Source organism: Anaerohalosphaera lusitana, from assembly GCF_002007645.1.
Classification (GTDB): domain Bacteria; phylum Planctomycetota; class Phycisphaerae; order Sedimentisphaerales; family Anaerohalosphaeraceae; genus Anaerohalosphaera; species Anaerohalosphaera lusitana.
Genome location: NZ_CP019791.1, coordinates 4,160,077 through 4,186,642, shown reverse-complemented (window position 1 = coordinate 4,186,642; position 26,566 = coordinate 4,160,077). Strand labels below are relative to the sequence as shown.

At 53.6% G+C, this 26,566-nt stretch carries 22 protein-coding genes; 15 read left to right on the top strand and 7 right to left on the bottom strand.

Annotated elements, in window-relative coordinates:
• Positions 1–22: 22 nt before the first annotated feature.
• Positions 23–1,210, top strand: a complete 1,188-nt coding sequence (locus tag STSP2_RS16950) for an IS4 family transposase (RefSeq protein ID WP_205847940.1) — start codon at positions 23–25, stop codon at positions 1,208–1,210.
• A 331-nt stretch (positions 1,211–1,541) separates the two neighbouring features.
• Positions 1,542–2,276 (top strand): DUF72 domain-containing protein, encoded by a 735-nt coding sequence (locus STSP2_RS16945; RefSeq protein ID WP_146663898.1) that lies wholly within the window; start codon positions 1,542–1,544, stop codon positions 2,274–2,276.
• 13 nt (positions 2,277–2,289) lie between these two features.
• On the opposite strand, the gene STSP2_RS16940 is transcribed toward STSP2_RS16945, so the two are convergent.
• Complete coding sequence (locus tag STSP2_RS16940; RefSeq protein ID WP_146663897.1) at positions 2,290–3,138, bottom strand: Clp1/GlmU family protein; 849 nt, start codon at positions 3,136–3,138, stop codon at positions 2,290–2,292.
• 92 nt (positions 3,139–3,230) lie between these two features.
• Positions 3,231–3,764: an NTPase gene (locus tag STSP2_RS16935; protein WP_169853309.1), complete on the bottom strand. Its 534-nt coding sequence runs from the start codon at positions 3,762–3,764 to the stop codon at positions 3,231–3,233.
• 182 nt (positions 3,765–3,946) lie between these two features.
• Here STSP2_RS16935 and STSP2_RS16930 point away from each other — a divergent pair, with 182 nt between their 5' ends.
• The 3 genes from STSP2_RS16930 to STSP2_RS16920 all read left to right on the top strand — a co-directional run bounded on the left by STSP2_RS16930 (position 3,947) and on the right by STSP2_RS16920 (position 5,679).
• Positions 3,947–4,291 (top strand): MTH938/NDUFAF3 family protein, encoded by a 345-nt coding sequence (locus STSP2_RS16930; RefSeq protein WP_146663895.1) that lies wholly within the window; start codon positions 3,947–3,949, stop codon positions 4,289–4,291.
• Positions 4,292–4,467: 176 nt separating this feature from the next.
• Positions 4,468–4,842: a ferritin family protein gene (locus tag STSP2_RS16925; RefSeq protein ID WP_146663894.1), complete on the top strand. Its 375-nt coding sequence runs from the start codon at positions 4,468–4,470 to the stop codon at positions 4,840–4,842.
• A 30-nt stretch (positions 4,843–4,872) separates the two neighbouring features.
• Positions 4,873–5,679 carry a family 1 encapsulin nanocompartment shell protein gene (locus tag STSP2_RS16920; RefSeq protein ID WP_146663893.1) on the top strand — a complete coding sequence of 269 codons (807 nt, stop codon included), beginning with the start codon at positions 4,873–4,875 and terminating at the stop codon, positions 5,677–5,679.
• Between the two features lie 313 nt (positions 5,680–5,992).
• On the opposite strand, the gene STSP2_RS16915 is transcribed toward STSP2_RS16920, so the two are convergent.
• Entirely contained in the window at positions 5,993–7,282 is a 1,290-nt protein-coding gene (locus tag STSP2_RS16915) for a nicotinate phosphoribosyltransferase (RefSeq protein WP_146663892.1), read from the bottom strand.
• Complete coding sequence (locus tag STSP2_RS16910) at positions 7,270–7,935, bottom strand: cysteine hydrolase family protein (protein WP_146663891.1); 666 nt, start codon at positions 7,933–7,935, stop codon at positions 7,270–7,272. Before STSP2_RS16910 ends, STSP2_RS16915 begins: the two co-directional genes overlap by 13 nt.
• 208 nt (positions 7,936–8,143) lie before the next feature.
• On the opposite strand from STSP2_RS16910, the gene STSP2_RS16905 reads away from it, so the two are divergent.
• Positions 8,144–9,241, top strand: coding sequence for an AI-2E family transporter (locus STSP2_RS16905; RefSeq protein WP_146663890.1), 1,098 nt, complete (start codon positions 8,144–8,146; stop codon positions 9,239–9,241).
• 299 nt (positions 9,242–9,540) lie between these two features.
• Positions 9,541–10,347, top strand: coding sequence for a type II secretion system protein (locus tag STSP2_RS16900; protein ID WP_205847939.1), 807 nt, complete (start codon positions 9,541–9,543; stop codon positions 10,345–10,347).
• A 40-nt stretch (positions 10,348–10,387) separates the two neighbouring features.
• On the opposite strand, the gene STSP2_RS16895 is transcribed toward STSP2_RS16900, so the two are convergent.
• Positions 10,388–11,680 carry an ATP-dependent 6-phosphofructokinase gene (locus STSP2_RS16895; protein ID WP_146663888.1) on the bottom strand — a complete coding sequence of 431 codons (1,293 nt, stop codon included), beginning with the start codon at positions 11,678–11,680 and terminating at the stop codon, positions 10,388–10,390.
• Positions 11,681–12,219: 539 nt separating this feature from the next.
• Here STSP2_RS16895 and STSP2_RS16890 point away from each other — a divergent pair.
• From STSP2_RS16890 to hypD, 6 genes are all read left to right on the top strand, one after another.
• Positions 12,220–13,230 (top strand): GntR family transcriptional regulator, encoded by a 1,011-nt coding sequence (locus STSP2_RS16890; protein ID WP_169853308.1) that lies wholly within the window; start codon positions 12,220–12,222, stop codon positions 13,228–13,230.
• A 1-nt stretch (position 13,231) separates the two neighbouring features.
• Positions 13,232–14,476 (top strand): ATP-grasp domain-containing protein, encoded by a 1,245-nt coding sequence (locus STSP2_RS16885; protein ID WP_146663886.1) that lies wholly within the window; start codon positions 13,232–13,234, stop codon positions 14,474–14,476.
• Positions 14,473–16,548, top strand: coding sequence for a citrate/2-methylcitrate synthase (locus STSP2_RS16880; protein ID WP_146663885.1), 2,076 nt, complete (start codon positions 14,473–14,475; stop codon positions 16,546–16,548). The genes STSP2_RS16885 and STSP2_RS16880 overlap by 4 nt, the downstream gene beginning before the upstream one ends.
• Before the next feature lie 327 nt (positions 16,549–16,875).
• Entirely contained in the window at positions 16,876–17,685 is an 810-nt protein-coding gene (locus STSP2_RS16875; RefSeq protein WP_146663884.1) for a type II secretion system protein, read from the top strand.
• Between the two features lie 214 nt (positions 17,686–17,899).
• On the top strand, positions 17,900–18,790 hold the full coding sequence (locus STSP2_RS16870) for a glycyl-radical enzyme activating protein (RefSeq protein ID WP_169853307.1): 891 nt from the start codon (positions 17,900–17,902) through the stop codon (positions 18,788–18,790).
• Between the two features lie 62 nt (positions 18,791–18,852).
• Entirely contained in the window at positions 18,853–21,216 is a 2,364-nt protein-coding gene (hypD, locus tag STSP2_RS16865; RefSeq protein ID WP_146663882.1) for a trans-4-hydroxy-L-proline dehydratase, read from the top strand.
• Positions 21,217–21,294: 78 nt separating this feature from the next.
• Here the strand turns inward: hypD and STSP2_RS16860 are convergent, their stop codons facing one another.
• Entirely contained in the window at positions 21,295–22,521 is a 1,227-nt protein-coding gene (locus tag STSP2_RS16860; protein WP_169853306.1) for a purple acid phosphatase family protein, read from the bottom strand.
• Positions 22,522–22,550: 29 nt separating this feature from the next.
• On the bottom strand, positions 22,551–23,513 hold the full coding sequence (locus STSP2_RS16855; RefSeq protein ID WP_169853305.1) for a hypothetical protein: 963 nt from the start codon (positions 23,511–23,513) through the stop codon (positions 22,551–22,553).
• A gap of 332 nt (positions 23,514–23,845) precedes the next feature.
• Here STSP2_RS16855 and STSP2_RS16850 point away from each other — a divergent pair, with 332 nt between their 5' ends.
• Positions 23,846–25,234 (top strand): TrpB-like pyridoxal phosphate-dependent enzyme, encoded by a 1,389-nt coding sequence (locus STSP2_RS16850; RefSeq protein ID WP_146663879.1) that lies wholly within the window; start codon positions 23,846–23,848, stop codon positions 25,232–25,234.
• A gap of 400 nt (positions 25,235–25,634) precedes the next feature.
• A complete protein-coding gene (locus STSP2_RS16845; protein WP_146663878.1) occupies positions 25,635–26,459 on the top strand; it encodes a prepilin-type N-terminal cleavage/methylation domain-containing protein in 825 nt (274 codons plus the stop codon).
• Positions 26,460–26,566: the final 107 nt, after the last annotated feature.

Below are 26,566 nucleotides of genomic sequence, written 5' to 3'. Positions count from 1 at the left end.
ATGCTTTGTTGTAATGGCGTTTATGACGGCCAAGCGTAAAAAAATCAAAGAGCATCAGCTTGCTGGTTTTAAGTATTTCAAGTCCATCTCCGGGATGCTTGAATCGCTGCATGAGGCCGGCTGCGAGAATGACCGGGCGGGCAATCGGCTGCTGCACATGGACCAGTACATGTCCTTATTGCTGCTCTATATGTTCAACCCGATCTGCACCTCACTGCGGGCTGTTCAGCAGGCCAGTGAGCTCAAAAAGGTTCAACGCAAGCTTGGCTGTCCTCGTACTTCGCTGGGCAGTCTTTCAGAAGCAGCCCGGGTTTTCGACAGCCAGCTAATGCAGGAGATTGTTGACGACCTTGCAGCAAAGCTTGGCCCTGTTTCCCTCAACAGCAAACTCAATGACCTATCCGGGATACTGACGGCTGTTGACGGCACGGTAATCCCGGCTCTGTCGAAGATGACATGGGCCTTCTGGAAGACCGACAAGAACGCGGTCAAGGCCCACGCCCAATTCGATTTGGAAAAGCACGTTCCGCTAAAACTGACCATCACCGAAGGTAAAGAAGACGAACGGCGGACGCTTGCCGGCAATCTCGAAAAAGGCCGTATATACGTTCAAGACCGCGGATACGCCAGTTATGCGTTGTTCCAGCAAATCATCGATGCCGGCAGTTCGTTCGTGTGTCGGCTGCATGATGATGCGGCCTACGAAACCCTCGAAGAGCACAGTCTCAGCGAAGATGCCAGAAATGCAAGTGTATTGTTCGACCGCACCGTCCGTCTCGGCTCTAACCTGAGAATGAAGCAAAAACTCTCATCACCGGTTCGACTGGTCGCGATCAAATGTACGCCTCATATCAAGCGTGCCAAGACAGGACGAGGCGGGCCCGAACAGGGCCAGACGTTGCTGGTAGCCACCGACCGACTTGATCTCGATGCCGACGTTATCGCCCTGATCTTCAAGCAACGGTGGACGATTGAAATATTCTTCCGCTTCTTCAAGCATGTTCTTGGCTGCAGGCACCTTCTGAGCTATTGCCACAATGGTATCGAACTGCAAACCTATGCGGCAATCATCGCATGCATGCTGATCTCACTTTGGACCGGCAAAAAACCGACGATCCGAACCTATGAAATGCTCTGCTGGTACTTCACCGGCATGGCCGACGAAGAGGAACTGCTGGCCCATATAGGCCGGCTCAGACCACAGGATTAGCCCCACCAGGCCGGCGTCTGCCCTCAGATACGCCGGCGTAAATGCTGCGCACAAATAACTTGGCCAACATCCCCAGCCGGACTATAATACAGCCTAAATGGTCAAATGCTGCGTTAAATCATAAAAGAGCAATCCCCGTGCCGAACAGGATTGGGACTGTCCCTATTTTGAAATCTTCACGGTTGAGGTCGCCATGTCGCTAGGCTCCTCGCGATGACAGATATTGAGTTGATGCGGGGTGGTGGTTGCGATGGCAGTCATCAGATGTTGATGAACTGGAATTTTTGGTTTTTTGGGTTCACGGTTTTGGGTTGGTTGTTAGGATGGGGGTATGGGTAAATCTAAGTGTGAGATACGAGTTGGGACGAGCGGGTGGCATTATAAGCACTGGCGGGGGGTGTTCTATCCCGAGGAGCTGAAGACGTCGGAGTGGTTCGGTTTTTTTGCGAAGCACTTTGATACGGTGGAGGTGAACAATTCTTTTTACAAGCTGCCGGACGAGAAGACGGTGAAGGACTGGGCGGAGGAGGCGCCGAAGGGATTTTTGTACACGGTGAAGGCGAACCGTTATATTACCCATATCAAGAAGCTGTCCGATCCGGGGGATGCGCTGGACAATTTTTATGAGCGGATGGGGCATTTGGGGAAGACGATGGGACCCGTGCTGTATCAGCTTCCGCCGAATCTGCACAAGAAGATGGAGAAGCTGAGGGCGTTTTGTGAGATGCTGCCGAAGGGGCATAATACGGTGTTCGAGTTTCGGCATGCGAGCTGGTATGACGACGATGTGCTGGATGTGCTGGACGAGTTCGGGTGCGGGTTCTGTGTGCATGATATGGGAGGCGTGGAGTCGCCGAAAGAGCGGACGGGGGATGTGATCTATCTGCGGTTTCACGGGACGCAGGGGGAGTATTCCGGCGGGTATACCGATGGGCAGCTTAGCGAGTGGGCGGACTGGGTGAAGAAGCACAAGAAGGGGATTAAGGCGGTGTACGCCTATTTCAATAATGACGTTGAGGGGAACGCGGTGCGGAACGCTATGACGCTGCGGGATATGCTGATGTGATCATTCAAATGAGTTAGGGGATGGCGGCGGGTTCGAGGGTGAAGTCGCCGAAGATTAGGGCGGCGATGTCGGAGCACGGGGTTGCGGGCGAGAGGATGGTTAACTGGCGGGTGCGTGGGTCGTATTCTTTTGCTATGGCGAGGGCGGTGTCGTGGGAGTTGTAGTTTCGCAGGGCGAGGACGCGGTTCGCGATGTTTTGTGGGGTGAGGTTTGAGCGGGACTGGTATGGGGTAGTTTTGAGGTCGACGGTCCAGGTGCGGGCGTTATTGAAGTAGCGTCGGAAGAGGTTGCTGCGGTATGCCCGGCGGGCAGCGGGTGTTTTGGCGGGGATGTGCGAGGGGGCGATTATGCGGGTGATGCGGGCGTTTTTGGGCAGGGAGGCGAGGATGTGTTCGAGTTCGTTCTCTTTCTGCAGGGCGATGATGAGGTCGGGGGCGATCAGGCGGTATGTTTCGTGCCAAAGTGCGCGGGCGGTTGAGTCTGAGATGTAGCCGGGAGTGTCGATGAGGACGGTGTGAGCGTGCTCGCGGGCGGATCGGAGGCAGTTGTGCAGGGCGGCGCAGAACTGGAGGAGGTGGCCGGTTGGGGTGACGTCGCCGATGAACGCGGGGGCGTTGGCGGTGAGGCTTTGGTAGTCTGTGGTGCCGGGGGTTAGGTTGGCGTATGCGATGGTGGAGGGCAGGCCTATGTGGGACTGGCCTGTGTCGGAGTCGAGGATGGCCGTGGGGGAGTGCTGGACGAGTCTTTTGGCGAGGTCGAGGGTGAAGGTGGTTTTGCCGGTGTCGCAGGCGCCGAGGACGAGGATGGTACGCGGTTTTTCGGCGATGATCTTTTGTGTGAGTTCGTTAATCTGCATTCGCATGGCTGGTTTTCTATAACGATGGAAGTTATTTACATATGTTGTGGGGGCGAGGCGGTTTTGTCAACGTTAGAAGTGGTGATCAGTCTGCGGGGTCAGTATGCGACCTGGAGGGTTTTGAGGATTTGGTAGATGGTCTCGTTGAAGTTAGACTTGCTGAGGCGGGTGATCTTTACGCTGGGGTGTTTTTTGATCTGCTGTATGAGGCCCGTGCCTTTGTTGGGGACGGTGGCGATGATGTCCCGCTGGGAGTCGAAGGCCTTGAGGATGAGCTGCTGGAAGGGTTCGGAGAGGCATTCCATTTTGCCTATTTCGTCGATGATGAGCAGGGGGGCAGTGGTGTGGTCGATGTCGATGGCGGGCAGTGCGATCTTTTCGAAGGTTTGCACGTCGACGCTGTATCTGCCGACTTTTGTGGGGGTGTCGAAATCCTGGTGTGCGAAGACTTCGGAGTGGTCGGCGAAATTGGTGATGGTGAAGCCTACGCGGCGGCCTTCTTCTCGCATTTCGTTGGTGTAGAAGCCTGAGAAGGCGCAGCCGGGCAGTTCGGAGGTGATCTCTTTGATGGCGGTGGTCTTGCCGCAGCCGGGCGGTCCTTCGATCAAGATTTTGAACGGCTTATCATTCATACATATAATTTTAGAACCGGTCTCATTTGCGGCAATGTTCAAAATTGCGAAAAAATAAAAAAACATGACGGCTGACAGAGGACGTTTTCGTATTTTATTTGAATACAAGGTTGTCCTGTTGGCGGGGGCGGTTATAGAATGGAGAGTTGAAATCGGGAGTCAATCAATTCGGGGGTTTTGACATGCAGATATATTCCTACAGTTTTGGTCGTATGGTCGTTGACGGCAAGGAGTATCATGACGACCTGGTGATACTGCCTGGCAAGATCGTGAGCGGGTGGTGGCGTATCGAGGGGCATGTGCTCAATTGTGAAGATCTGGAGGAAATTCTGGAAGGAGATATCGATGAGCTGGTAGTTGGGCAGGGTGAGTCGTGCAGTATGAAGATAAACGGGGGTTGTCGGAGGATGATCGAGGGTAGGGGAATAAAGCTGATTACCGCGAACACGAAGAGGGCGGCTGAGATGTTCAACGACAAGGTACGGCATCATGTGAAGGTGGCGGGGGCGTTTCATCTGACCTGCTGAGGGTGATATTTGGGCGTAATAATAAGGCAATTCCCAATAGCAAATAGGCATGGTCCCTATTTCGGGATTTGCGTTGGGGAACTAAAATTGCCATCTGAGTCGTTTGACGAATCCGTGCCTTATGTTTTTCCGGTGCGGGGTTGCAAATCATCAATGAAAATCACAGGAGGCTTGAAATGCCAGAATTTCCAAATCCATTTTCGGGTAAAGTTCCGGACAGGAAGCTGACGGATTCAGAGCTTGCGCGGGCGATAAGACTCAACATTGCTGCTGAGCTCGAAGCGATACATCTTTACGAGGCGCATGCTGATGCGACGGACAATGCGCTGGCGGCAGCGGTACTGAGGGACGTGGCTGATGAAGAGCGTGTGCATGTGGGTGAGTTCCAGAAGCTGCTGAAAATACTGCTTCCCGATGAGCAGGCCAAGCTGGATGAGGGTGAGGAAGAAGTTGAGGAGCTGGCGGCCGGCGAGCACGAGGAAGAAGAGGGGCCAGCAGAGGAAGAAGAGACGAAAGAAGTACCTACTATAGGCGATATCAGAGAAGATTAACTCCAACTTGTTATAGACGGGAGAGATAAAATGAGCGAAAAATTTCTGCACCGAGACGAAGCGCCGTTCAGCCCGGCAGTATGGCAGATGATAGATGAGACAGTTGTTGGTGCCGCGAAGGCTCAGATGTGCGGACGGAAGTTGCTGCATACGGAGGGTCCATTCGGACTGGGACTCAAGTCGATAAGCACGGGCGACAACGAAGTTACTTCTCAGGAGGGTATCAGCGCATATGCTGGTTGTTGTACGCCGTTGGTAATGATATCGAGCTCGTTCAAGGTGCCCGCTCGGGATATTGCGGCTTTTGAGAGCAACGGTGCTCCGCTTAGCATGGCGCAGGCTGCCCAGGCTGCGATCAAGTGTGCGAGGATGGAAGATACTGTCGTGTTCAACGGCAGTAAGGAGCTCGGCACGCAGGGGCTGTTGACTGCTAAGGGGGGTGGATCGCACAAGATCGGCAATTGGCAAGAAGTCGGCAAGGCTGCGGATGATGTTATTTCGGGTGCGACTCTGCTGGATAAGCAGGGGTTTGTCGGGCCATATGTGCTGGCGCTTTCGCCGACACTGTTCGAGAATCTTTACAGGCGTTATCCTGACGGGGATATGACCGAGCTGGAGCATATAAAGCAGATAGCGACGGGGGGAATCATCAAGGCTAATTCGCTTGAAAAAGGCGGTGTTATGATGCAGACGGGTAAGCAGTTTGCGTCTATCGTGCTTGGTCAGGATCTGATGACCGGATTCATTGGGCCGGAGGGGACGTCGTATGAGTTTTCGATCTCTGAGACGGCAGCGCTGAAGCTGAACAGGCCCGAGGCGGTGTGCGTTTTGAAATAGAATGCAAAGGTGAAGTATATAGTAGTGAAACGGTCGAAAGCTGTCCCCCTTCATGCAGCTTTCGACCATTCTTTTGCGCGGGTGGAAGGGGGTGATATGTTGTTGCGGCTGGCGATGCATTCTCTGGATTTCAAATTGAATTTTTGATAAAAGGCGTTGCGTTGATACAGTTTGGGAGATGAGTCAGCTTTATTGTGCGGTTGAGACTGCCACGTCGCTTTGCTCCTAGCAGTGACAGAATATGGAGTTGCTGCGCGAGGGCTGATTTATGCTGGGGCCGTTTGCGGCGGCTGACAGATACCGGGTTGGTGGGTTATTCGGGTAGTTTGATGTGGAAGTTTACGGGGAAGGTTTCTGGGTTGCGGATCTTTTTGTATGCGGGGGCGAGATGGTAGAGCATGGTGTTGAGGCGTTCGGCTATTTTGTGCAGCGGTTCGGGTTCGCTGAAGGGACGGAGCAGGTCATCGGATGATGGCTGGTATTTTATGACGTCGTCGTGTTCGTAGCGGTTGTCTCGGAACGTTCGGTGGAGGGTTTTTCGGCCGGGGTGGGTGGCCTTGTTTTCGGATTTTTTATAGACGTCGCGGTCGCCGTAGCGGACGAGTTTGTATGCGATGTCGACAGAGGGAGCGTATCTGGAGACTGCGAGAGAGGTGCCGACGCCGAAGCCGTCGACCTGACCTCGCTGCTGAACGATGTCGTCAATCTTATATTCGTCGAGGTTGCCGCTGACGAAGATCTTGATCCATTCGACGTTATTTTCGTCGAAGTGACGGCGGGCGAAGTTGGACATTTTAACGAGGTCGCCGGAGTCGATCCTAATGCCGCGGATTTGGATGTTGTCTTCGGTGTCGAGTTTGCGGGCGACTTTTGCGGCGAGCTTGATGCCGTTGACGGTGTCGTAGGTGTCGACGAGCAGGACGGCTTTCGACTTGTAGGTGCGGGCGAAGCTTTCGAAGGCGTCTTCTTCTTTTGTGTAGGCCTGGATGAAGGAGTGTGCCATTGTGCCGGAAGGTTTTGCGTTGAGCAGTTTTGCGGCGAGGACGTTGCTGGTGGCGGGCATGCCGGCGGTGACGGCTCCACGGGCTGCACGTATGCTGGAGACGGGGCCCTGGGCTCGGCGCATGCCGAAGTCTACGACGGCACGGCCCTGTGCTGCGATCTGCAGGCGGGATGCGGCGGTTGCCTGGATGATCGAGAAGCCGAGGATGTTGAGTATATAGGTTTCCAGGAGCTGTGCGGTCAGGATGGGGCCCTTGACTTCGAGGATGGGCTCGTTGGGGAAGAAGGGCGTGCCTTCGGGCAGGGCGCGGATCTCGACGGATTCGAAGTCTATGTTCTGCAGGTAGTCGAGGAACGCGGGATCGAACATGTCAAGCGTGCGGAGGTAGTGGATGTCGTCTTCGGTGAAGCGAACATTCTGGAGATAGCTTTTGAGTTCGGCCAGGCCGCTCATTACGAAGAAACCCCAGTCGTCGGGGAGCTTGCGGATGAAGACCTCGAAGCAGGCGTGGTCGTTGAAATCTTTCTGCCAGTAAACCTGCGCCATGGTGAGTTCGTAGAGGTCGGTGAGTAGTGCGGGGCTTTGGTTCAGCAGGTACATATGAGCTCCTGTTCAATTTCGTTGAGAGTTGCGAGTCTTACGTTTCGCTGTTGAAAGCTTTGGAGGTATTTTTCGCCGGCCTCGTCATCGATGGCTTTGGTGACGTCTGTTAACAGTATGATGCGGCCGAAGCCGGCTTTGAGCAGCTCTTCGACGGCGTGATTTACGCATATGTCGAGGGCGACGCCGAAGACGATGTTGAGCCGGGGCTGTACGGTCTTGAGGATGAGCTGGGTGTTCGGGTTGTCGAACATGTTTACGGTGTCGGTGCGGACGACGATGTGGAACTGATCGCGTGTGCATACGTCTTCGACGAGGGGCTGGTTGAGGACGCCGCTTTCAATGTAGTTGACGGGCAGGTCGCCGAGGTCGCCTACGCGGGCGGCTCCGGGTTCGCCTTTCATGCAGTGCGGCGGGAAAGTTTTTTGCATGTCCGGTTCGAGGGATATCTCTTCGTTGTCAATGCTGTGGTAGTCGGTGGAGGCGACGATGGAATAGCCGTTGTCGAGGGCGAGTCTGCGGGTGCGGCTTATGCGGTCTATGATCGGCTGGCTGTCGGGGACATAGAGTTTGCCATCGGGTTTGAGAAAATCGTACTGGGTGTCGATGTCCCAGAAGAGGACCTTGCGTTTGTCTAGTTTCGTGATATCCATAGCATTCCTTTCAATTGGCGTTCGTCGAGAAAGTTGTCACTATAGTTCCTACCTATAATATAAGGGCAAGTGCGGTATGTTTCGAGGGTGGAAAGAGGAAGAACTTGCAATAATGTTGCCGATACGGTAATTTTTGGACGTGCAAATGAGTTTACCGTGAGTATAGAGGGCGGGAATCATATAGAGATTACTGAGCGAAAGGTTCAATATGCAGAGTGAAGGCAATGGTAAGAATGGTCAGGCGGCAACTCGCGTGCGTAAAGAGCATTTCTGGCTGATGACGATATGTCTGCTGATCCTGGCAATGGTTGCGATCGCGATGGTTCTGCACTATACGCAGACGATAATGATACCTTTCGTGCTTTCGATATTCATCGTGTCGCTTGTGTCGCCGCTGCTGGACTACCAGGTGATAAAGCTGAAGTTCAACCGGACGATGGCGGTTTGCATTACTTTGCTTGTGGTGCTGACGGTGATCGTTGCGACGTGTCTGGCTGTGTCGGAGGCGGTGCAGACGGTGGTTTCTACGGTCAAGCCTTATATGGACAGCGTGGAGACGTTTACGGACAAGGTGTTCGTGCAGTTCGAGGAGTGGGGGCTGGATCTGAGCCAGGACAGCGTAATGGAGGAGCTGCGGAAGAAAATACCGAACCTGGTGACGGATACCTTCGATACGGTGATGGGGTTTGTGTCGAGTTTTGTGCTGGTCTCGATCTTTGTGATCTTCCTGCTTTCGGGACGAAATCCGCATGTGATACGCAAGGGGGTTTATGCGGATATCGACAACGGGATACGGCGGTATATCGGGACGAAGGTGATCATTTCGTCGATCACGGGCGTGCTGGTGTATATCATTTTGCGGGTTCTGGGGCTGGAGCTGGCGGCGGTGTTCGGGATGCTGGCGTTTTTGCTGAATTTCATTCCGTCGGTTGGATCGATAATCGCGACTTTTCTACCGTTGCCTGTGGCGGTCGCGCAGTTTCAGAATTTCTGGATGATCAGCCTGGCTATCGTGCTGCCAGGTGCGGTCCAGATGACGGTGGGGAACGTGATCGAGCCGAAGCTGCTGGGTCGTGGGCTGGACCTGCACCCGGTGACGGTTTTGATGGCGCTGGCGTTCTGGGGACTTTTGTGGGGGGTTGCGGGTATGTTCCTTGCGGTGCCGATCACGGCTGTGATACGGATCGTGCTGATGCAGTTCGATACGCTGCAACCTGTGGGGAGGCTGTTGAGCGGTGAGCTGCCCGGATCATCTGATACTGGGGAAAAGTCTGCCAAAGGGGAGGCTGAAAGGCGTGCGGGCTAGCGGTATCTCTCAGATTGATTTTACAAATTATGTCAGTCAAAAACCAAAATGCTGAATTTGTAATAGCAATTTTTGTAAAAATTGTTATAATGGCAATATATGGCATTGTAATGGTTCGCCTGGGTTGCCGGGATAAATGCGCCTGTATAATCGGGACATTTCTTTTTGCCGCACTGATGCTTCATCGAATGTTCGGGCCGGGCCGGTGTCGAACTGTCACCGCGTTTTGAGAAGCGGGTATCTTTAAAAAAGGTCTTAACAGGCAAAGAGGTGATAAGATGAAGTGTGGAGATCGTATCTTGAGGCGTAAATCAGCAGGCGGTTTTACATTGATCGAGCTGCTTGTGGTGATCGCGATTATTGCATTGCTGCTTTCGATACTGCTGCCTTCGTTGAGGAAGGTCAAGGAGGTTGCCCGGACGGTGGTATGCGGATCTAACATAAGACAGTGGGGTCTTATTGTGGACTTCTATTTAAATGACAATGAGGGTGTTTTTCCGGATAAGGACTGGGATGGAGACACGCTTGGAGATATTCACGGCCAGTGGTGGATACAGCCGTTTAAGCAGTATATGAAAGGGAACTCAGAAATCCTCCTTTGTGCTCAGGCCCGGAAACATCCAGAAGATGTGCCTGACAGCAATGTGTTTCAACCCAGTAAAGAGACGGAATGCTGGGGCAGCAGAGACCAGGAACCTGCTCCGACTGCCGGTGAGTGGACGTGGGCGAGCTATGCGCCGAATGCCTGGATAATGAGTGGTGCGCCCTCGTGGGCCGGAAGAGATTTTGCGGAGAATTACTGGGGTAGGCGCAGTAATATTAAGAGAGCTTCCAATGTGCCATTGTTTTTGGATTCCCGTTGGGTGGATGTATGGCCGCGGGAGACAGACAGACCTGAAGATGAATTATTCGATAATAGCGGAAATGGTTCCATGACACAGCTTTGTCATCTGCGTCATGGCGGATATACCAATGTCGTTTATTGTGACGGGTCGGTGGGGAAGATCAAGCTCACCGAGCTTTGGGGGTTGAAATGGCACAGGAATTATGACACGAGCAATGAGATGACCCGCGACGATGCCGAATTTCCAGTCTGGATGAGATGACGGCAGTTCGAGTCAGTTGTTGTCTGGGGCTGTTAAGTTTTTAGTCAGTGGTGGCAATGACTCCCTGCCAGAGTTCGCTTGCGGGGTCCAGCTTTTTGCGTCTGCCGACCGCGGCTGCGAGGGGAACGTGGGTGAAGTGGTTGTTCCAGTATGCGACGAACATGTCGGTTTTGCCTGCCATGCCCGCGTGGACGGCGTTCTGGCCCAGTTGAATGCAGAACTGTGAGTCGGCGGCGTTGGCGGGGACAGATCGGATCATATAGCTGGGGTCGATGTATTTGACTGTGACGGGTATGTTCTGTTCACTGAAGTGTCGGCGGATGCGTTCCTTGAGGAAAAAGCCTATGTCGGGGTAGATCTCGTTGCCTGATGCATCTTTTCTGCCTGTTTTTTCGAGGTATCTTCCTGCGCCTTCGGCTGCGACGACTACTGCGTGGCGTTTGCGGTTTATTCTGTCCACAAGACGGGCGAGGAAGCCGTCGCGTCCGTCGAGTTCGAAGGGGACCTCGGGTACGAGGCAGAAGTTTACGTCGCTGTTGGCGAGGGTTGCGGAGGCTGCGATAAAGCCCGAGTCACGGCCCATGAGTTTTACCAGTCCTACGCCGTTCCATGCGCCGCGTGCTTCGGTGTGGGCGGAGTGGATGGCGCTGCGGGCGTGCTCGACGGCGGTGCCGAAGCCGAAGGTCTTTTCGGAGCAGTAGATATCATTGTCGATGGTTTTGGGGATGCCGATGACGGAGATGGGGAGCTGGCGTTTAGTGATCTCGTTTGCGATGTCGTGGCCTCCGGCGAATGTGCCGTCGCCGCCTATTATGTAGAGGATCCTTACGTTGTTTGCTATGAGCTGATCGACCATGTCGGCGGGGGACTGGGGGCCGCGCGAAGAGCCGAGGATGGTTCCGCCGATGTGCTGTATGGCGCTGACGGTATCGGGGGTCAGTTCTATCGGGTCTTCGTACGCATTGGAGGAGATACCGTTGTAGCCGTAGCGGAAGCCGATGACGCGTTTTACCTTGTACTGCCAGAGCAGGGACAGGGTTACGGACCTGATGACGTCGTTGAGGCCCGGGCACAGGCCGCCGCAGGTGACGATGCCGCAGGTGAGGTCTTTTGGGTCGAAGAATATCTTGCGGCGGGGGCCCGCGATCTCGAACGAGGGGGCGGAGCTGTTTTTGATCAGGGGTTCTATGTCACTAAGGCGTGAATGGACGAGTACGCGTTCTTCGTCGTTGACGAATCGGGCCTCAGTCAGCGGGGAGTCGGCGGATGGGGCGCCCAGTGAGGTTATCGCCAGGTCGGGCAAGTGGTTTTCGTGTTTCGAAGCAGCGTCCATTTTTAATCTCCGGATAAAGATAATCGTCGGTTTGCATTTTAGGGTTTTTGCGGTGAGGTTCAAGAGCAATCCGGGGTGGTATTGAATAGCGAAGAGGAATAGTGGGATCAGGTCCTTTTGTGAGTGATTGGAACGCTGAGAAAGGCTTTTCCCAATGGGATGTCGTGTATTGGCATGAGTGTGAGGGTGTTTTGAGGTGCCATTTGTCACGGTAAACCAGTCCTAGGTGCGTGCATTGGACTTTCAAAGGGTGCCAATTGCGGGCTTGTGGAACGGTTTGCAAGGTGGTCAAACAGGGAAGTGAACTGGTTTTGGTCAGGTGTTTTTTGCGACGGCTTTCTGTTTTGGCTTTAAGATGTAAGTTGTTTATATGTAGGTGTTTATGACATATGGCTTGTTGGGTTGCCGGGGTTGTGCTCAGAGGGTTGAAGATATTTTTCGGTTTTTTCAAAAAGATGGCTGAAAGGGGTTGACCCGGAAATCCGATGATTGTTAATATTGGCCTGAAATATCAGGCCAAAGTTTTTGGAGACATCAGAATGGCTGCAGAAGAAATTCAGATATCGATCGAACGTAAGCGGGGTGTAGCACTTTATACGCAGATCAAGGATGCGATATGTGAGGCTATTTCGCGATCGCCGGACACTAAACGGCTGGTTCTGCCTCCGCAACGTGATCTTGCGAGCAGGCTGGGGGTAAGCAGGAACACCGTGAGCATGGCTTATGCGGAGCTGGAGCGTGAGGGTATCGTTGCCAGTTACGTCGGCAAGGGCACAGTAGTATTACGGGGCGTTACAGAGGTTGAGGATCACAGCAGGCGTGAACTACTTGAGCGGACGATCCGGCATTCGGTGGAGGAATCGCTGGCGATGGGGTTTACGCTTCAGGATTATCGTGAATGCGTTGAGCATTTCCTCAAGGACAAGGAGGAGAAATTCGGCCATCTAAAGCTGATCTTCGTGGAGTGCAACCGCGAGCAGCTTCTTTATTTTTCCGAGCATCTGCTGAGCGATCCGGGGGTTTCGGTTGTGCCGTTGCTGCTTCGGGATATTCGCAGCAAGAACAAGGATGTGATGGCGGAGCTGAAAGATGCGGAATGCGTGGTGACGTCGTTCTATCACAAGGAAGAGCTGGAGAATCTTCTACCGGACAAGGGTCCGCCTATCGTGGGGATCCATCTTCAGCCGGAAATGTCGACGATCGTTCAGATCGCGAGGATACCGCGCAGTCATACGCTTGGTGTGGTCGCGGGCTCGAAGCAGTTTCTGGATGAGATGTTCCGGACGCTGGAAGATATGGAGCTGAAGGAAGACATGATGGAGGTGTATCACAGGCCCGAGGGTGGTGAGCCGTTGCGGAATTTTGTGGATCGCATGGATTCTCTGCTTGTGTCGCCATCGCGGAAGGACGAGGTCAAAAAGTTTTCAAAGGACAAGCCGGTGGTGGAGTTTCTTTTCGCACCGGACAAGACATCAATAAACAGTATACGTGTTGCGCTTCTCGAATTGCGGCAGCATGGCGACAATGGTGAAGACTTAAAGGGAGATTAGTATGGCGGCGCAGATCACTGAGTTGACTTTTCTGGAGCATCTGGCTGGGCGGTTCAAGCTGCCGGTGCCGGAGTATGTGACGGCGGAGTCCGGACAGACGAAAGTACGCGAGCTCTTGAAGAAGTGGGGCGGCAAGGCGATAGTCAAGCCCGATGTCCTGGCGGGTAAGCGGGGCAAGGCGGGCGTTTTGAGACAGGTCAATGACTATGTCGATGCGCAGCGCGAGCTGAAGATCATTCAGGGTACAGAGGTGCAGGGCCAGTTGCCAAGGACGTCGTATATGGTCGAGTTCATTCCGAGCGAGATGGAAGTTTATTCGGCGATCACTTACGACTCGCGGTACCTGGGGCCCTCGATAACTATCTCGCTTGACGGCGGGATGGATGTCGAGGAGATCGGCGAGGAGAAGAAGGTTACGCTGCCGCTGGATATTTACAAGGGGCTGGGTGCTTACCAGGCGAGTGAGGTGCTGGAGCAGCTTGGCTGTCCGCGGAAGGTTATCAGCCCGCTGTCGCGGAGCCTTGTGGATCTGTGGGATATGTTCATTTCCACGGGCATGCGGATGTGCGAGGTGAATCCGTGGCGTATCACGCCGGCGGGAAAACCCTATGCGTGCGATTTCAAGGCGATATTTGACGAGTCTAACTTTAAGTTCAAGAACATCGGGTTCGATCTGCCCGAGTATCCGGCGAACGCGACGCTGTTCGAGGAAGAGATGGCTGCGTGGAACGCATCGAGCCATCGCGGGCAGGCTCATGTTTCGGAGCTTGGGGGAAAGACGATACTGCCTTTGCTGTTTGGCGGCGGGGCGTCTACGATCATTACCGAGACGCTGATGCAGAACGGCGGGGACCCGATATTCCTTTCGGACTTCGGGGGCAATCCTCCTTACGAGCGGATGTACGGAACGGCGAAGCTTTGTTTCGAGCATAATCTTGGCAAGGCGGGAATGCTTTTGATACTGGGGGGCAAGGCGAACAATACGCTGATCGATGTGACGTTCAAGGCGATCGCGGATGCATTGCAGAATTATGTTGATGAGCATGGTCCGATCAATATTCCGGTCGTCGTTGGGCGTGGTGGTCCGAGGCTGCTGCAGGGCTTGCTGACATTGAAGGATACGCTGGATACTCTGGGCATGCCTTACGTGATGTTCGGTCCGGACACGCCGGTGACACAGGTGGCTGAGTATGCTGCGAAGCTTGCGAACAACTGGGGTGAAGTAATGGTGGGAGGTTCGAAATGAGAGCTGCAAAACTGAACGAACTGCTTAAAGCAGGTGACCGCGTTGCGGTTTCGAATATAACGGGCCGAGAGGCTATGTCGGTGAGCATTAATTCGCATAAGCTTTGCGGCAATATCGTGGGCGGCTGGGCGCTTGGTAAGGAGGCCCAGAAGATCGAAGTACCTGGCAGGGATCCGATCGAAGTTTATCCGACGATACAGGAACTGTTGAAGACGCTGCCCGATGATAAGCAGCCGAACAAGGTGGTTGTATATTCGCCGCCTGTGGCTGTGTACGGGGAGGTCAAGGAGATCGTGGAGCACGGGGCGGGTAGTGTCGAGACGATCTTTATCATTACCGAGCATGTTTCGATCGAGGTGACGGCGAAGATAGCGAAGATGTGCAGCCAGGCGGATATCGATGTGGTCGGCTGTAATTCACTTGGGATGATCAATGTGCATGACAAGGTCCGCGTGGGTGCGGTCGGTGCGGATAATCCGTTCGAGAGTTTCGTCAAGGGCAGCGCGACGGTGATCTCGAACAGCGGTAATATGGTGAACACGATGGCGTCCTATCTGCAGAGTGCGGGTGTTGGGACCTCATATGGTGTGAGCACGGGTAAGGATGCTTTGATACTGACGTCGCTGAAGGATCTGCTGGAGCTGGCGAAGGATGATGAGCGGACGAAGGTGATCGTGCTGTATATCGAGCCGGGCGGACTGTACGAGCAGGAAGCGATCGAGATGCTGCTCAGCCAGGATTACGGCAAGCCGATCATACCGTATATCACGGGCGATATTCTCCAGGGGAGCAATCTGGCGCTGGGCCATGCTGGTGCGGTGGTCGAGGGTAAGGGGACGAGTGCGACGGCGAAACAGCAGATGTTCGATGACTATTTCGGCGTGGAGGCATTCGATCCTGAGAAGCGGTACAAGAAGGATGAAAAGCTGATCGGTTGTTTGAAGAAGGGCATCCGTGTCAGGACGCTGCATCATCTGCCTGCTGCTGCGGGACTGGTTTGCGATGCTTTGGGGATCGACCGGGATTTCAGGCCTTCCAAGCCGTTGGCGCTGAATCCGTGGTTCCTGGATTACAAGGGTGCGGGCAAGAAGCTCAAAAGCAAGCTGGTGCTGCACAAGGGCACGATACCCGCGCCGTACAAATCGCAGGCGAAACTGTTGATGAAGGAGACTCTGGGGGCGAATCCGTCGAGGAGAGATATGAGAAACGCCAGCCATGCTTCGAGCAATGATGGTAAGGTGACGAGGATATACGGCCATTCTGTGGAGAAGGAAATGCGTGCGGGTTCGTTCGTTTCTTCTTTGATGCTCGGCTGGACTGGTATCAAGCCGAGTGAGTTCGAGGCGGAGCTGCTGGAGAAGTGTTTTGTGGCGTCGCTGACGAATGGGCCGGGTACGATCTCGGCGCAGGGTGCGAAGCTGTCGACTTCGGCGGGGAACGCTCCGAATACCGCGATGATCGCGTCGCTGGCTTGCATCGGTGATGTGCACGGCGGTAACGGCCGAAAGGCGGTCGAGTATCTGCTGGGTATATTCCGGGACAGTGATGTTGATGATCCGTTTGCAAAGGATGACAAGATCGATCTGGATGCTTTGGTGAAGACAGAGGCAGACAGGTTCGCGGCTGAGCGGTCCGCTGCGAAGGAAGCTGGGATCGATTACAAGCGTATCCCTTGTCTGGGGCATCCGGTGTTCAGGAACGATGCTGTGAACTACGATCCGCGCGAGCGGATTGTCAGCGAGTGCCTCGATGAGAACGGCAAGTACAACGTTTTCCTGGATTTCTATCACCGGCTTGCGCATCGTCTAAAGGAAATTGGCATATCGCGAAACGTGTGGGCGGTGAATCTGGACGGTGCTATTGCATCGGTTGTGCTGGGAGTTTTGTGGCCGGCACTGAAGGAGAAAAGGCTCACGGTTCGAAGAGTTTGTGATGTGGCGTTCATGGTTTTTGCAATGGGTCGGGTCGGCGGTGCCGGTGCTGAGTATTTGGATCATCAGGATTTCGGTTCGCCGATGGATATGCGGATACCGGTTTCGGAGTGCGTGACGCTGACGCGCAGTGCCGATTAAAACCAAAGCCTGCTCAGAAACAGATGTTAGTTTTTTGCAATTTAACGACATGCCCGGGCGTGGGAGAAATCTCTTGCTCGGGCTTTTTTTGTAATTTTTATGTTTTTTGCGCTAAACCTGTAAGTGTGAACATATTGCAGTGTAGAGTATTTGAGTGTGTGCACAAAAGCGGTTTTTTATTCGCTTTTGTCCCGGCTGAGTGAAGAAGAGGGGGGGAGTTGAATTTTGCTGGTGAAAATCATAAAATGAGAAGTGCGGGGTGCGAAGAGCAGCAAGATCGTGAGAGTGCAAAGGGAAAGTGTGAATTTTTTGTGGAGAGCAGTGAGCATGGAAAAACGTAAAGCGTTTACGCTTATCGAGTTGCTGGTGGTCATTTCGATCATCGCATTGCTATTGGCGATCATGATGCCGGCACTGGGGATGGTTAAGGAGAAGGCGAAAAATCTTGTTTGCAAAAGTAATTTAAGGAGCATTTCCCTTGCCTGCAGTATATATGGAGAAGAGCACAACGGTAAGTTGATGGAATATCGAGCGTACCAGCTTTTTCTCAGACAGTTGGAGCCCTATGTGGGGAATATGGATGAAATTCGATATTGCCCATCCACCAAAATTAATGAAAGTAATACCGAGGCAGGTAAAAATGGATGGGGTTCTTCTACAGAGGCATGGTGGTGGTGGCTGGATGATACCTGGGAAGAACCTGAATTCGGCAGCTACGGCATGAATGGTTGGATGTATACCTATACTGATAGTATGGGGTATATAGTAGGTGGCGAACGTGGAAGAATGTGGGGTAACTTGAGTGCCGTAAAGCAGGCATCAAAAACTCCGTTTTTTGTAGATGCTATCTGGGTTGATTTGTGGCCCATGGATACGGATACAATTCCCGGGACGTATAAATTGGATACTGGAGGTGGTGGTTACGATGCAGGTGGTGGCTCAACAGGTTCTCCAGGGAATCATATTCAACGTTGTGTTACAGACCGGCACAATGGAAGTGTTGATATGGCATTTGTCGACGGCCATACGGAAAACATAAAATTGGCTGAGTTATGGTCCGTAACGTGGAATAAGGGCTGGAATGTCCAGCATGATGTGACGCGAACTGACGATACGCCTATAGATCGCAAAAGATAGGCAGCTTAAAGAAGCTAAGATGGCCGTCGCTTTTTTGGTGGCGGCTTTTTTTGTGCGCGGGTATTTGGAAGTCATCAGCAGTATTGAAATCGGTTTTGGTCCGGTCGGGTTGTTGTTATTTTGTGATTGCGGGGGCGGGGCTGGAAGTAGTATATTTAAATGCCTGTTTTGGGATAGTAGGCAGGTTGTGTCTGTGGTTTTGTGAGGTTTGTTGGTGGGAGTGGTATTTGACATAAAGAAGTATGCGATCCATGACGGGCCGGGGATACGGACGACGGTTTTTTTGAAGGGCTGTCCGCTGCGGTGCGTGTGGTGTCATAATCCCGAGAGCTGGCGGTTGCGGCCGGAGGTCGGTGTTCGCTCGGGCAGGTGCGTGCGGTGCGGTGCGTGTGTGCAGGCATGTGAGAAAGGTGCGGCTGAACCGGGCAGGGGTGTTGACGGTGAAGTTTGCTCGGTCTGCGGGGGTTGTGTGACGGCGTGTGCGAGCGGGGCCCGGGAGGTGATCGGCGAGGAGAAGACGGTCGAGCAGGTGGTGCGGGAGGTTGAGAAGGATATTATTTTTTATGATGAGAGCGGGGGCGGGGCCACGTTTTCCGGCGGTGAGCCGTTGATGCAGGCGGAGTTTCTTGCGGAATGCCTGGAGCAGTTGCGGCGGCAGGATATTCATACGGCTGTGGATACTACTTGTTATGCTGATGCGGAAGTGCTGCGGGCGATCAGTGGAGATGTGGACCTGTTTTTGTGCGATATAAAACATATGGACAGCGGAAAGCACCGTAGTTCTACGGGGGTGGGCAACGAGCTGATACTGGCGAATATCGAGATGCTGGCGGGGATAGGCAAGCAGATGTATGTGCGCGTGCCGGTCGTGCCGGGCTTTAATGCGGATGAGGAGAATGTAGCGAGGACGGCGGAGTTCGTCAGCGGGCTCAAGACGGTCAGACGCGTAGATGTGCTGCCTTACAATCTGGGCGGTGTCGAAAAGGCCGGTCGGTTGGGGCATAGCGGCGGGATCGAGCGGTTTGAGATGCCGCAGGATGAGGATATGTCAAAGATTTTAGATGTTTTTGCCGCCTTTGGGCTTGATGCGAGAGTCGGAGGCTAGATATAATAGCGATAGTAGCTACTACTATTTAATAGTTGCCCTATATTTATGAGGAAGCCGGGATGAACGACAGAGTCAGGAAGCTGCGTGAGCAGAGTGTAAATACCAAGCCCTTTATAACGGCAGAGCGGGCCGAGCTGGTCACGGATTTTTACAAGCAGGGCAAGGCGATGGAGGTGTCTGCGCCGATGTGCAGGGCGCTTGCGTTCAAGCATCTTATGGAGAACAAGGCGGTATGCATCAATCCCGGTGAGCTGATAGTCGGCGAGCGCGGGCCGGCTCCGAAGGCGACGCCGACGTATCCTGAGCTTTGCTGTCATTCGCTGGATGATTTCGCGGTGCTGGAGTCGCGGGATCGGACGCCTTTTGCAGTGAGCGCGGAGGTTAAGAAGGTATACGCGGAGAAGGTGATCCCGTTCTGGCGGGGTAAGACGATGCGCGAGAAGGTCTTCGGTGCAATGACGGAGGAATGGAACAAGGCGTTTGAGGCGGGGGTGTTTACGGAATTTATGGAACAGCGTGCGCCGGGACATGCGATACTGGACGATAAGATTTACAAGCGGGGGCTGGCTGAGTTCAAGGCGGATATTCGTGAGAGCCTGGGACGGCTGGATTTTTTGAATGATCCGGATGCGTATGACAAGTCTGAAGAGCTCAAGGCGATGGCGGTCTGTATCGATGCGGTGATCACTTTTGCGAATCGGTACGCGGATGAGGCCGTTAAGCTGGCGGCGAAAGAAACTGACGAAAAACGCAAGATGGAGCTGGAGAAGATCGCAGAGGTTTGCCGATGGGTGCCGGAGAATGCACCGCGTGATTTTCACGAAGCGCTGCAAGCGTACTGGTTCGTGCACCTGGGCGTTATTACGGAGCTGAACACGTGGGATTCGTATAATCCGGGCAGGATCGATCAGCACCTGTGGCCTTTCTATAAGGAGCAGGTTGCGGCAGGGACGCTTGACGAGGAGGGTGCAAAAGAGCTGCTGGGTTGTTTCTGGGTGAAGTTCAACAATCAGCCCGCGCCGCCGAAGGTGGGGATCACGGAAGAGCAGAGCGGGACGTATACGGACTTTGCTTTGATCAATGTCGGCGGGGTGGATCCGGCGACGGGTGCGGACGCGGTGAACGATCTTTCTTATATCGTGCTGGACGTGGTCAAGGAAATGCAGCTTGTTCAGCCCAGCTCGTGCATTCAGATCAGCAAGAAGAATCCGAACCGTTTTCTCAAGCGTGCGTGCGAAGTAGTCAAGACCGGACTGGGGCAGCCGAGCATTTTCAATACGGATGTGATCATCCGCGAGATGCTGCACGACGGCAAGAACATGGCGGACGCGAGGAGCGGCGGACCGAGCGGGTGTGTGACGATCAGTGCGTTCGGCAAGGAGAGCTGCACGTTGACGGGGTACTGCAACTGGCCGAAGATATTCGAGCTTACCCTGAACAATGGTGTCGATCCGCGGACGGGTGAGCAGGTCGGCCTTGCGACGGGCGAGGGGAAGAACTTTGGATCGTTCGAGCAGTTGATGGAAGCGTATAAGCGGCAGTTGCGGTATTTCGTGGATCTGAAGATCAGGGCGAATAACGTCATCGAGCGTCTTTACGCGAATTATATGCCGAGCCCGTTCATGTCGGTGCTGGTGGATGACTGCATCGAACGTGGGCTGGATTATCATGACGGCGGGCCGAGGTACAATGTGACGTATATACAGGGCGTGGGGATCGGTTCGCTGACGGATTCGATGGCGGCAGTGAAGAAGCACGTCTATGACGACGGCGCGATGTCGATGAAAGATATTCTCGGGTTGCTTGAATGCGATTTCGAGGGTGCAGAAGATGTGCGGCAGAAGCTGCTGAACGCTTCGCCGAAGTATGGTAACGATGATGAGTATGCGGACGGGATCGCGGAGCAGTTGTTCGAGGCGTACTTCGATGTGCTGGACGGCAGACGGAATACGAAGGGCGGGTATTATCGCGTGAATCTGCTGCCGACGACTGCTCATATTTACTTCGGGTCGGTTACGGGTGCACTGCCTAGCGGGCGGAAGGCGGGTGTGCCTTTGAGCGACGGCATTTCACCGAGCCAGGGTATAGATACGCATGGGCCGACGGGAGTCGTCAAGTCGGCGGCGAGGATCGATCATTCGCGGACGGGCGGGACGCTGTTGAATATGAAGTTCAATCCGCAGGTGCTCGAGGGTGAGGGGCTGGACAAGCTGTGTCACCTGGTGCGGGCGTACTTCAAGCTGGACGGACATCACATTCAGTTTAACGTGGTAGATTCGGAGACTCTGCGGGAGGCACAGAAGCAGCCGGACGAGTACCGCGATCTGATCGTGCGGGTTGCCGGCTACAGTGATTACTTTGTGGATCTCGGCAGGGATCTGCAAAATGAGATAATCGCGAGGACGGAACAGCAGTCGTTCTGATCGTGTGATCGCAAAATTGAATTTAAAAAAGCCGCTCGAAGTGAGCGGCTTTTTTGTGAGCGGATAGATTGATCATGCTTAGAAAATGCCGAGGAACGGCTTGCGGTCGGGTTTGATCTGGTAGGTGCCGAATACCTCGCCGTTGTCCTCTATCATTTTGACTTGCATCTTGTCTTTGGTGACATCGACCTGGACTATAGTGCCTCGGCCGTATTGGGGCGCGCCGCCGATAAATATCGGGTAGTTGTGCTCTTCGGAAGGGGCCAGGATGTTGGGTCTGTGGGTGTGGCCCGAGATGTGCAGATCGATGTTCGCCTGCTGGAGCAGGTCGGCCCATTTGTCACGGCAGTCGAGTGTGCCGTGAGCGTCGCCAGAGCCGAACAGCGGGATGTGTGTCAGACAGATGCGGTAGGGGGCATTCTTGAATTCGCCCAATTCGATCTTCTGTTCGAGCCAGTGGGCCTGCTGGACACGATACTGGTCGAAAGCGTTGAGGCCGCTGTACGCCCAGTGGGAGTCTTCCTTGTCTTCTCCGCCGTCGAGTACGAGGAACTGTGCAGGGCCGTGCTCGAAGGTGAAGTAATATTTGTCGTTTGGGGTTGCGATATATTTTTCCAGAAGGCGTGAGTAGACACCTCGGGCCTCGTGGTTGCCTCGGATGAAGACGAAGGGGATTTCTTTTGCGAATGCGTCGGTAAGGGTTTTTAAGGTGTAATCGATGATCTGCTGTTCGGATTTCGGGTCCTGGATGATGTCGCCGTTGAGCATGACTAGGTCGCAGTCGATGTCGTCGAGGAGCTCGAGGCGTTTTTTCATTGCGTCTGCGAGACTGTGTATGTCGTTGAGTACGATAAACGTGAAGCTTTCTTTGTTCGTGTCTAGTGTGGTGAAGCTGTGGATGCCGCTTTCTCTGGTGCCTGCGAAGTCGACGCGGTAGGGGCCGTAATTGGTGATCTCTCGGCTGGAGACTTTGTAGAAATATTTCTTGCCGGGCTCTAGTCCGGTGACGGTCACTTTGTGGATTCGTTCGTTGGCGTCGATCTGGCCGTCGGTTATGCTTATTGCTTTTTTGCCGAGTGACTCGTCTTCACCCCAGTGTACTTCGGCGGTGCTTTTCTTGTCGGTTATCCACATGATCGTCATGCTGGTCTCGGTCGGGGCCTGGAGGTACGGTCCTGCAAGAAACTGCATGTCGGTCGTTTTGGGCTGTTCTTTTTCGGTCTCTGCTGCGAAAGAGCTGACGGGTTTGAGGGCCGCGATGGTTCCGGCAGCGAGTGTGGTTGAAAGAAATTTTCTACGATCCATTTTTGTAAAGCCTCCAATTGAAAAGTTGATCATCTGCTTCGAACGAGCATGCTATGGGGCAGGTCGTCGGGGGGCAGATTATTTTTCAGTTCGTTTATGTATCTCGTGCCGTCTTTCCAGTAGCCGGCGGTTGGTTTTATGGTGCCGCATTTAGCAGCGAAGTGATCGTTAAGCGAGCCGATGAGCAGTTCTCGGACATACTTTGCAGTCATGGATGCGAGTGCTACGGGAAGAAAGCGCAGGTCAGCTTTTGCGACGAAGTGCAGTTTTGCGGTTTTGCCTGCCTGGGTCATTTCGTAGCTGCTGGAAGTTTCGCTTTCTTTTATGATCTTGAAGTCCGCCTGGGGGAACATTCGCATGAGTACCTGGCAGTAGTTGACCCGTCCGCCCTGTCGGTCGATGAGGAACTGCATTGTCTGACCGGCGGGTGCTTCTGTGAACGTTTTGTGTATCATCTGGGCGACGCAGGTGAAGAGTACGGCAGCTTTGTTCTGTACCTTATCGACGAGCGAGTTGTAATGTGCTACGTCGAGACATTTGGACTGCAGCGAATTGAGCTGGATATTTTTTGACCGCATGGTGCGTTGGAGGACCGACGCGGATATGTATGTCTGGTCGGCGGCCTGATCGATCATTATCTTGTCGAGAGAGTCGTACCAGGGATATTCTTTTACGCGGGTGAAGCAGTCCGGGCAGAGGTGGTGGAGGAGCTGGGCTGCGGTGGCGGGTTTCCGGTCGGTACATGCGAGGGATGCGAGGACGGCTTTTTGGAGGTGTTCGGTGCCGGTTGCCTTGGTGAATGCTTTTTTGCTGTCGGTGATGAGGATCCGTCCGGCCAGGCCGCGTTTTGCCTTACCGACGGCGGGTTTGAGCGTTTCCCACATGTCGCCTTTGACGAGGTCATCGGGCATGGAAAAGCTTACGCAGGAGACGACCAGCGGACCGAGAATGGGTCCGTAACCAGCTTCATCTATGCCTACCACTATTGCCACTATTCACCCGTTTCGATCACGTTTTCATATCTTAAAGCGAGGTCCAATCCGTCTTGAGACGGCCTCTTAAACAACATTACAAGCATTGCGGCAATGGTAACTAAACGGCCTTCAAAGCTCAAGGGATTTTCGGCTTGCTGACAGTTTGAAGGGCTGCTTTGGTGGTCCGATATTGTTTTGAGGGCAAAAAACAGGCGTTTGGCTGTGCAACTGTATGTATAATATGGAGTTGCGGGGGCGTCATGCCGATAAATAAATTGAAATGGGAGGGGTGTGTTGCTTATAATGCAACGATTGGTTTTTGATATTGGGCACTTAAGGAGATTTATAGTATGGATCACAAGATTTTACTCAGTGAGTCTGACATTCCAAAGAAGTGGTATAATATTGCCGCTGATCTTCCGACACCGATGCTTCCGCCGTTGACGGCAGACGGTACGCCGATCTCGCCTGAGAGTCTGGCGCCTGTTTTCCCGATGAATCTCATCGAGCAGGAGGTCAGTACCGAGCGTTGGATAGATATTCCCGAAGAAGTGCTCGATATTCTATACAGGTGGCGACCCGCACCGCTGAGACGTGCGACATACCTGGAGAAGTACCTGGATACACCCGCGAAGATCTACTATAAGGACGAGAGCGTTAGCCCTCCTGGAAGTCACAAGCCGAATACGTCCGTTCCGCAGGCATGGTACAACAAGCAGTTCGGCATAGAGAGGATGACGACCGAGACGGGTGCCGGTCAGTGGGGCAGTGCATTGTCTTTTGCATGCAGCCTGGTCGGTATCGAATGCAGGGTGTTCATGGTTCGGATCAGTTTCGACCAGAAGCCATTCCGCAAGATCATGATGCAGATATGGGGTGGTAACTGTGTGGCGAGTCCGTCGACGGAAACCGCAGCAGGCAGACAGGTGCTGGATGCGAATCCTGATACGCCGGGCAGTCTGGGCATCGCGATCAGTGAAGCGATCGAGGCAGCAGTATCGGATCAGAGCGGCAAGACTCGTTACGGTCTTGGCAGCGTGCTGAATCACGTGATGCTGCATCAGTCGATAATTGGTCTCGAAGCGAAGAAGCAGCTCGAAATGGTCGGTGAAGGTTTGCCGGACGTTGTGATCGGTTGTGCGGGCGGCGGAAGTAATTTTGCTGGTCTGGCGTTCCCGTTCACTCAGGACAAGATCAACGGTGCTGACATCGAGATCATTCCGGTTGAGCCGACTGCGTGTCCGACGCTGACGAAAGGGCCGTTCAGTTATGATTACGGCGATATCGCATGCATGACCCCGCTGATGCCTATGCACAGTCTGGGCCACTCGTTCATACCCGAGCCCATCCATGCGGGCGGTCTGAGGTATCATGGTATGTCGCCGCTGGTATGTCAGTGCGTTGTCGAAGGTCTGCATACTCCGCAGGCGCTGGATCAGATGGAGTGTTATGAATCGGCACTACTGTGGGCCCGTACCGAAGGAAGCATCTGTGCGCCGGAGACGAGCCATGCGATCGCAGCGGCTATCCGGGAAGCCAAAAAGGCCAAGGAAGAAGGCAAAGAAAAGACGATCATCTTCACTTACAGCGGTCACGGCCTGATGGATATGACGGGATACGACGCTTATCTTTCGGGTAAGCTGTCGGAGTATCATTTGCCGGACGAAGAGATCGCACGTGCGGAAGAATGTTTGAAGAACCATCCACAAGCCGAACAGCGTAAGACAGGTAAGTGGTAATTTTTTTCACTGAGAAGATTGTTAAGGGATGGGTCGTTTGGCCTGTCCCTTTTTTGTTGGGCAGTTGCAGATTCAGATGTCTGTACCCTGGCGAGATAGCGGGCGAAAATGATTTCCCTTGACATTGTGTGTTTGTTGGTCTACTATTTTGGTTCTTGGGTGCTGTTAGTGATATTTGGAATATGTGTGTTTGATGGCTTTATGTGTGGCAGCGTATAGTCATCTTAACTGCTAAGTTCGCTTAGTATTTTTCAATTCCGTGTTTTTTCGCTTCCAGCATATTTGACGGGATCGTTGCGTGTTTTCAGCGTTGGTGGGTCCCTGTGTGATGTGTGTGCGCATACGGTGCGCTTAATTAGAGCCCGGTACCGGGCAGGTTTTTGTGACTGGAGTGAAAAAGATGCGACTAAGAAAAGGTTTTACGCTGATCGAGCTGCTTGTAGTAATTTCGATCATTGCTTTGCTGCTGGCGATCATGATGCCGGCTCTAGGTATGGTCAAGGAAAAGGCGCGTTCAGTGGTGTGCAGAACGAATCTCAAGCAGCTTTATCTTGGGGCAACGGTCTACGCTTCTGAGAACGGCGGCAAGCTGGTTCAGTATGATGTCCAGCAGAACGGCACGCCGGCCAGACTGTGGATCAGTCGAATGTCGGATTACGTTGGTGACGTGGATGAGTCAAGGTACTGCGGGTCGGCAAAGGTCGACGAAAGTGCTTCTGCAGGCAGCATCGGAACGGCCAGAAAATGCTGGGCGGTCAATGTTTTGAGCAACTCGGCTTCGCAGAATTCCGGACAGTACAACGGTGACGGTGATTCGTCGGGGCAGGGCTATGAGACGGAATGCGGCAGCTATGCATATAACGGTTGGCTTTACAGTCCTGACCAGAACGGAAATGTCGGCGCGGACACATCGAAAAGTTATCGCGGCAAGCTGTACGGGATCCGCCAGAGCGCGAGCGTTCCAATGTTCGCGGATGCGATTTGGTACGAGGCATGGCCGTTGGCGGGTGAGACGATCGACAAGAACAGTTTCAATTTTGATGACGGCGATGCAGGCACTTCGATGGGAAGGTTGATGATCGACAGACATGGGATGAAATCCAATCTTGTTTTCGCGGACGGGCATGCGGATTCTGCCGGACTGGCTGAGTTCTGGAGCTTTAAGTGGAACAGGGGCTTTAGAACGACCAGTGAAGAATGGGGCGACTCAGAAAGACAGGAGTAAAACCTGGTAACGGTTGGTAATAGTAAAGGGCACCTCTAACAATTCATTTTGGCGGACAAGCGAATCTTTTTGGTTCCGAGCGGCGTCAGACAAAAACCGCTTTAGCT

Bases quoted from the DNA above. Each gene is read 5' to 3' on its own strand.
- STSP2_RS16950 (WP_205847940.1), top strand. From the start codon at position 23: ATGACGGCCAAGCGTAAAAAAATCAAAGAGCATCAGCTTGCTGGTTTT.
- STSP2_RS16945 (WP_146663898.1), top strand. From the start codon at position 1,542: ATGGGTAAATCTAAGTGTGAGATACGAGTTGGGACGAGCGGGTGGCAT.
- STSP2_RS16940 (WP_146663897.1), bottom strand. From the start codon at position 3,138: ATGCGAATGCAGATTAACGAACTCACACAAAAGATCATCGCCGAAAAA.
- STSP2_RS16935 (WP_169853309.1), bottom strand. From the start codon at position 3,764: ATGAATGATAAGCCGTTCAAAATCTTGATCGAAGGACCGCCCGGCTGC.
- STSP2_RS16930 (WP_146663895.1), top strand. From the start codon at position 3,947: ATGCAGATATATTCCTACAGTTTTGGTCGTATGGTCGTTGACGGCAAG.
- STSP2_RS16925 (WP_146663894.1), top strand. From the start codon at position 4,468: ATGCCAGAATTTCCAAATCCATTTTCGGGTAAAGTTCCGGACAGGAAG.
- STSP2_RS16920 (WP_146663893.1), top strand. From the start codon at position 4,873: ATGAGCGAAAAATTTCTGCACCGAGACGAAGCGCCGTTCAGCCCGGCA.
- STSP2_RS16915 (WP_146663892.1), bottom strand. From the start codon at position 7,282: ATGTACCTGCTGAACCAAAGCCCCGCACTACTCACCGACCTCTACGAA.
- STSP2_RS16910 (WP_146663891.1), bottom strand. From the start codon at position 7,935: ATGGATATCACGAAACTAGACAAACGCAAGGTCCTCTTCTGGGACATC.
- STSP2_RS16905 (WP_146663890.1), top strand. From the start codon at position 8,144: ATGCAGAGTGAAGGCAATGGTAAGAATGGTCAGGCGGCAACTCGCGTG.
- STSP2_RS16895 (WP_146663888.1), bottom strand. From the start codon at position 11,680: ATGGACGCTGCTTCGAAACACGAAAACCACTTGCCCGACCTGGCGATA.
- STSP2_RS16890 (WP_169853308.1), top strand. From the start codon at position 12,220: ATGGCTGCAGAAGAAATTCAGATATCGATCGAACGTAAGCGGGGTGTA.
- STSP2_RS16885 (WP_146663886.1), top strand. From the start codon at position 13,232: ATGGCGGCGCAGATCACTGAGTTGACTTTTCTGGAGCATCTGGCTGGG.
- STSP2_RS16880 (WP_146663885.1), top strand. From the start codon at position 14,473: ATGAGAGCTGCAAAACTGAACGAACTGCTTAAAGCAGGTGACCGCGTT.
- STSP2_RS16875 (WP_146663884.1), top strand. From the start codon at position 16,876: ATGGAAAAACGTAAAGCGTTTACGCTTATCGAGTTGCTGGTGGTCATT.
- hypD (WP_146663882.1), top strand. From the start codon at position 18,853: ATGAACGACAGAGTCAGGAAGCTGCGTGAGCAGAGTGTAAATACCAAG.
- STSP2_RS16860 (WP_169853306.1), bottom strand. From the start codon at position 22,521: ATGGATCGTAGAAAATTTCTTTCAACCACACTCGCTGCCGGAACCATC.
- STSP2_RS16850 (WP_146663879.1), top strand. From the start codon at position 23,846: ATGGATCACAAGATTTTACTCAGTGAGTCTGACATTCCAAAGAAGTGG.
- STSP2_RS16845 (WP_146663878.1), top strand. From the start codon at position 25,635: ATGCGACTAAGAAAAGGTTTTACGCTGATCGAGCTGCTTGTAGTAATT.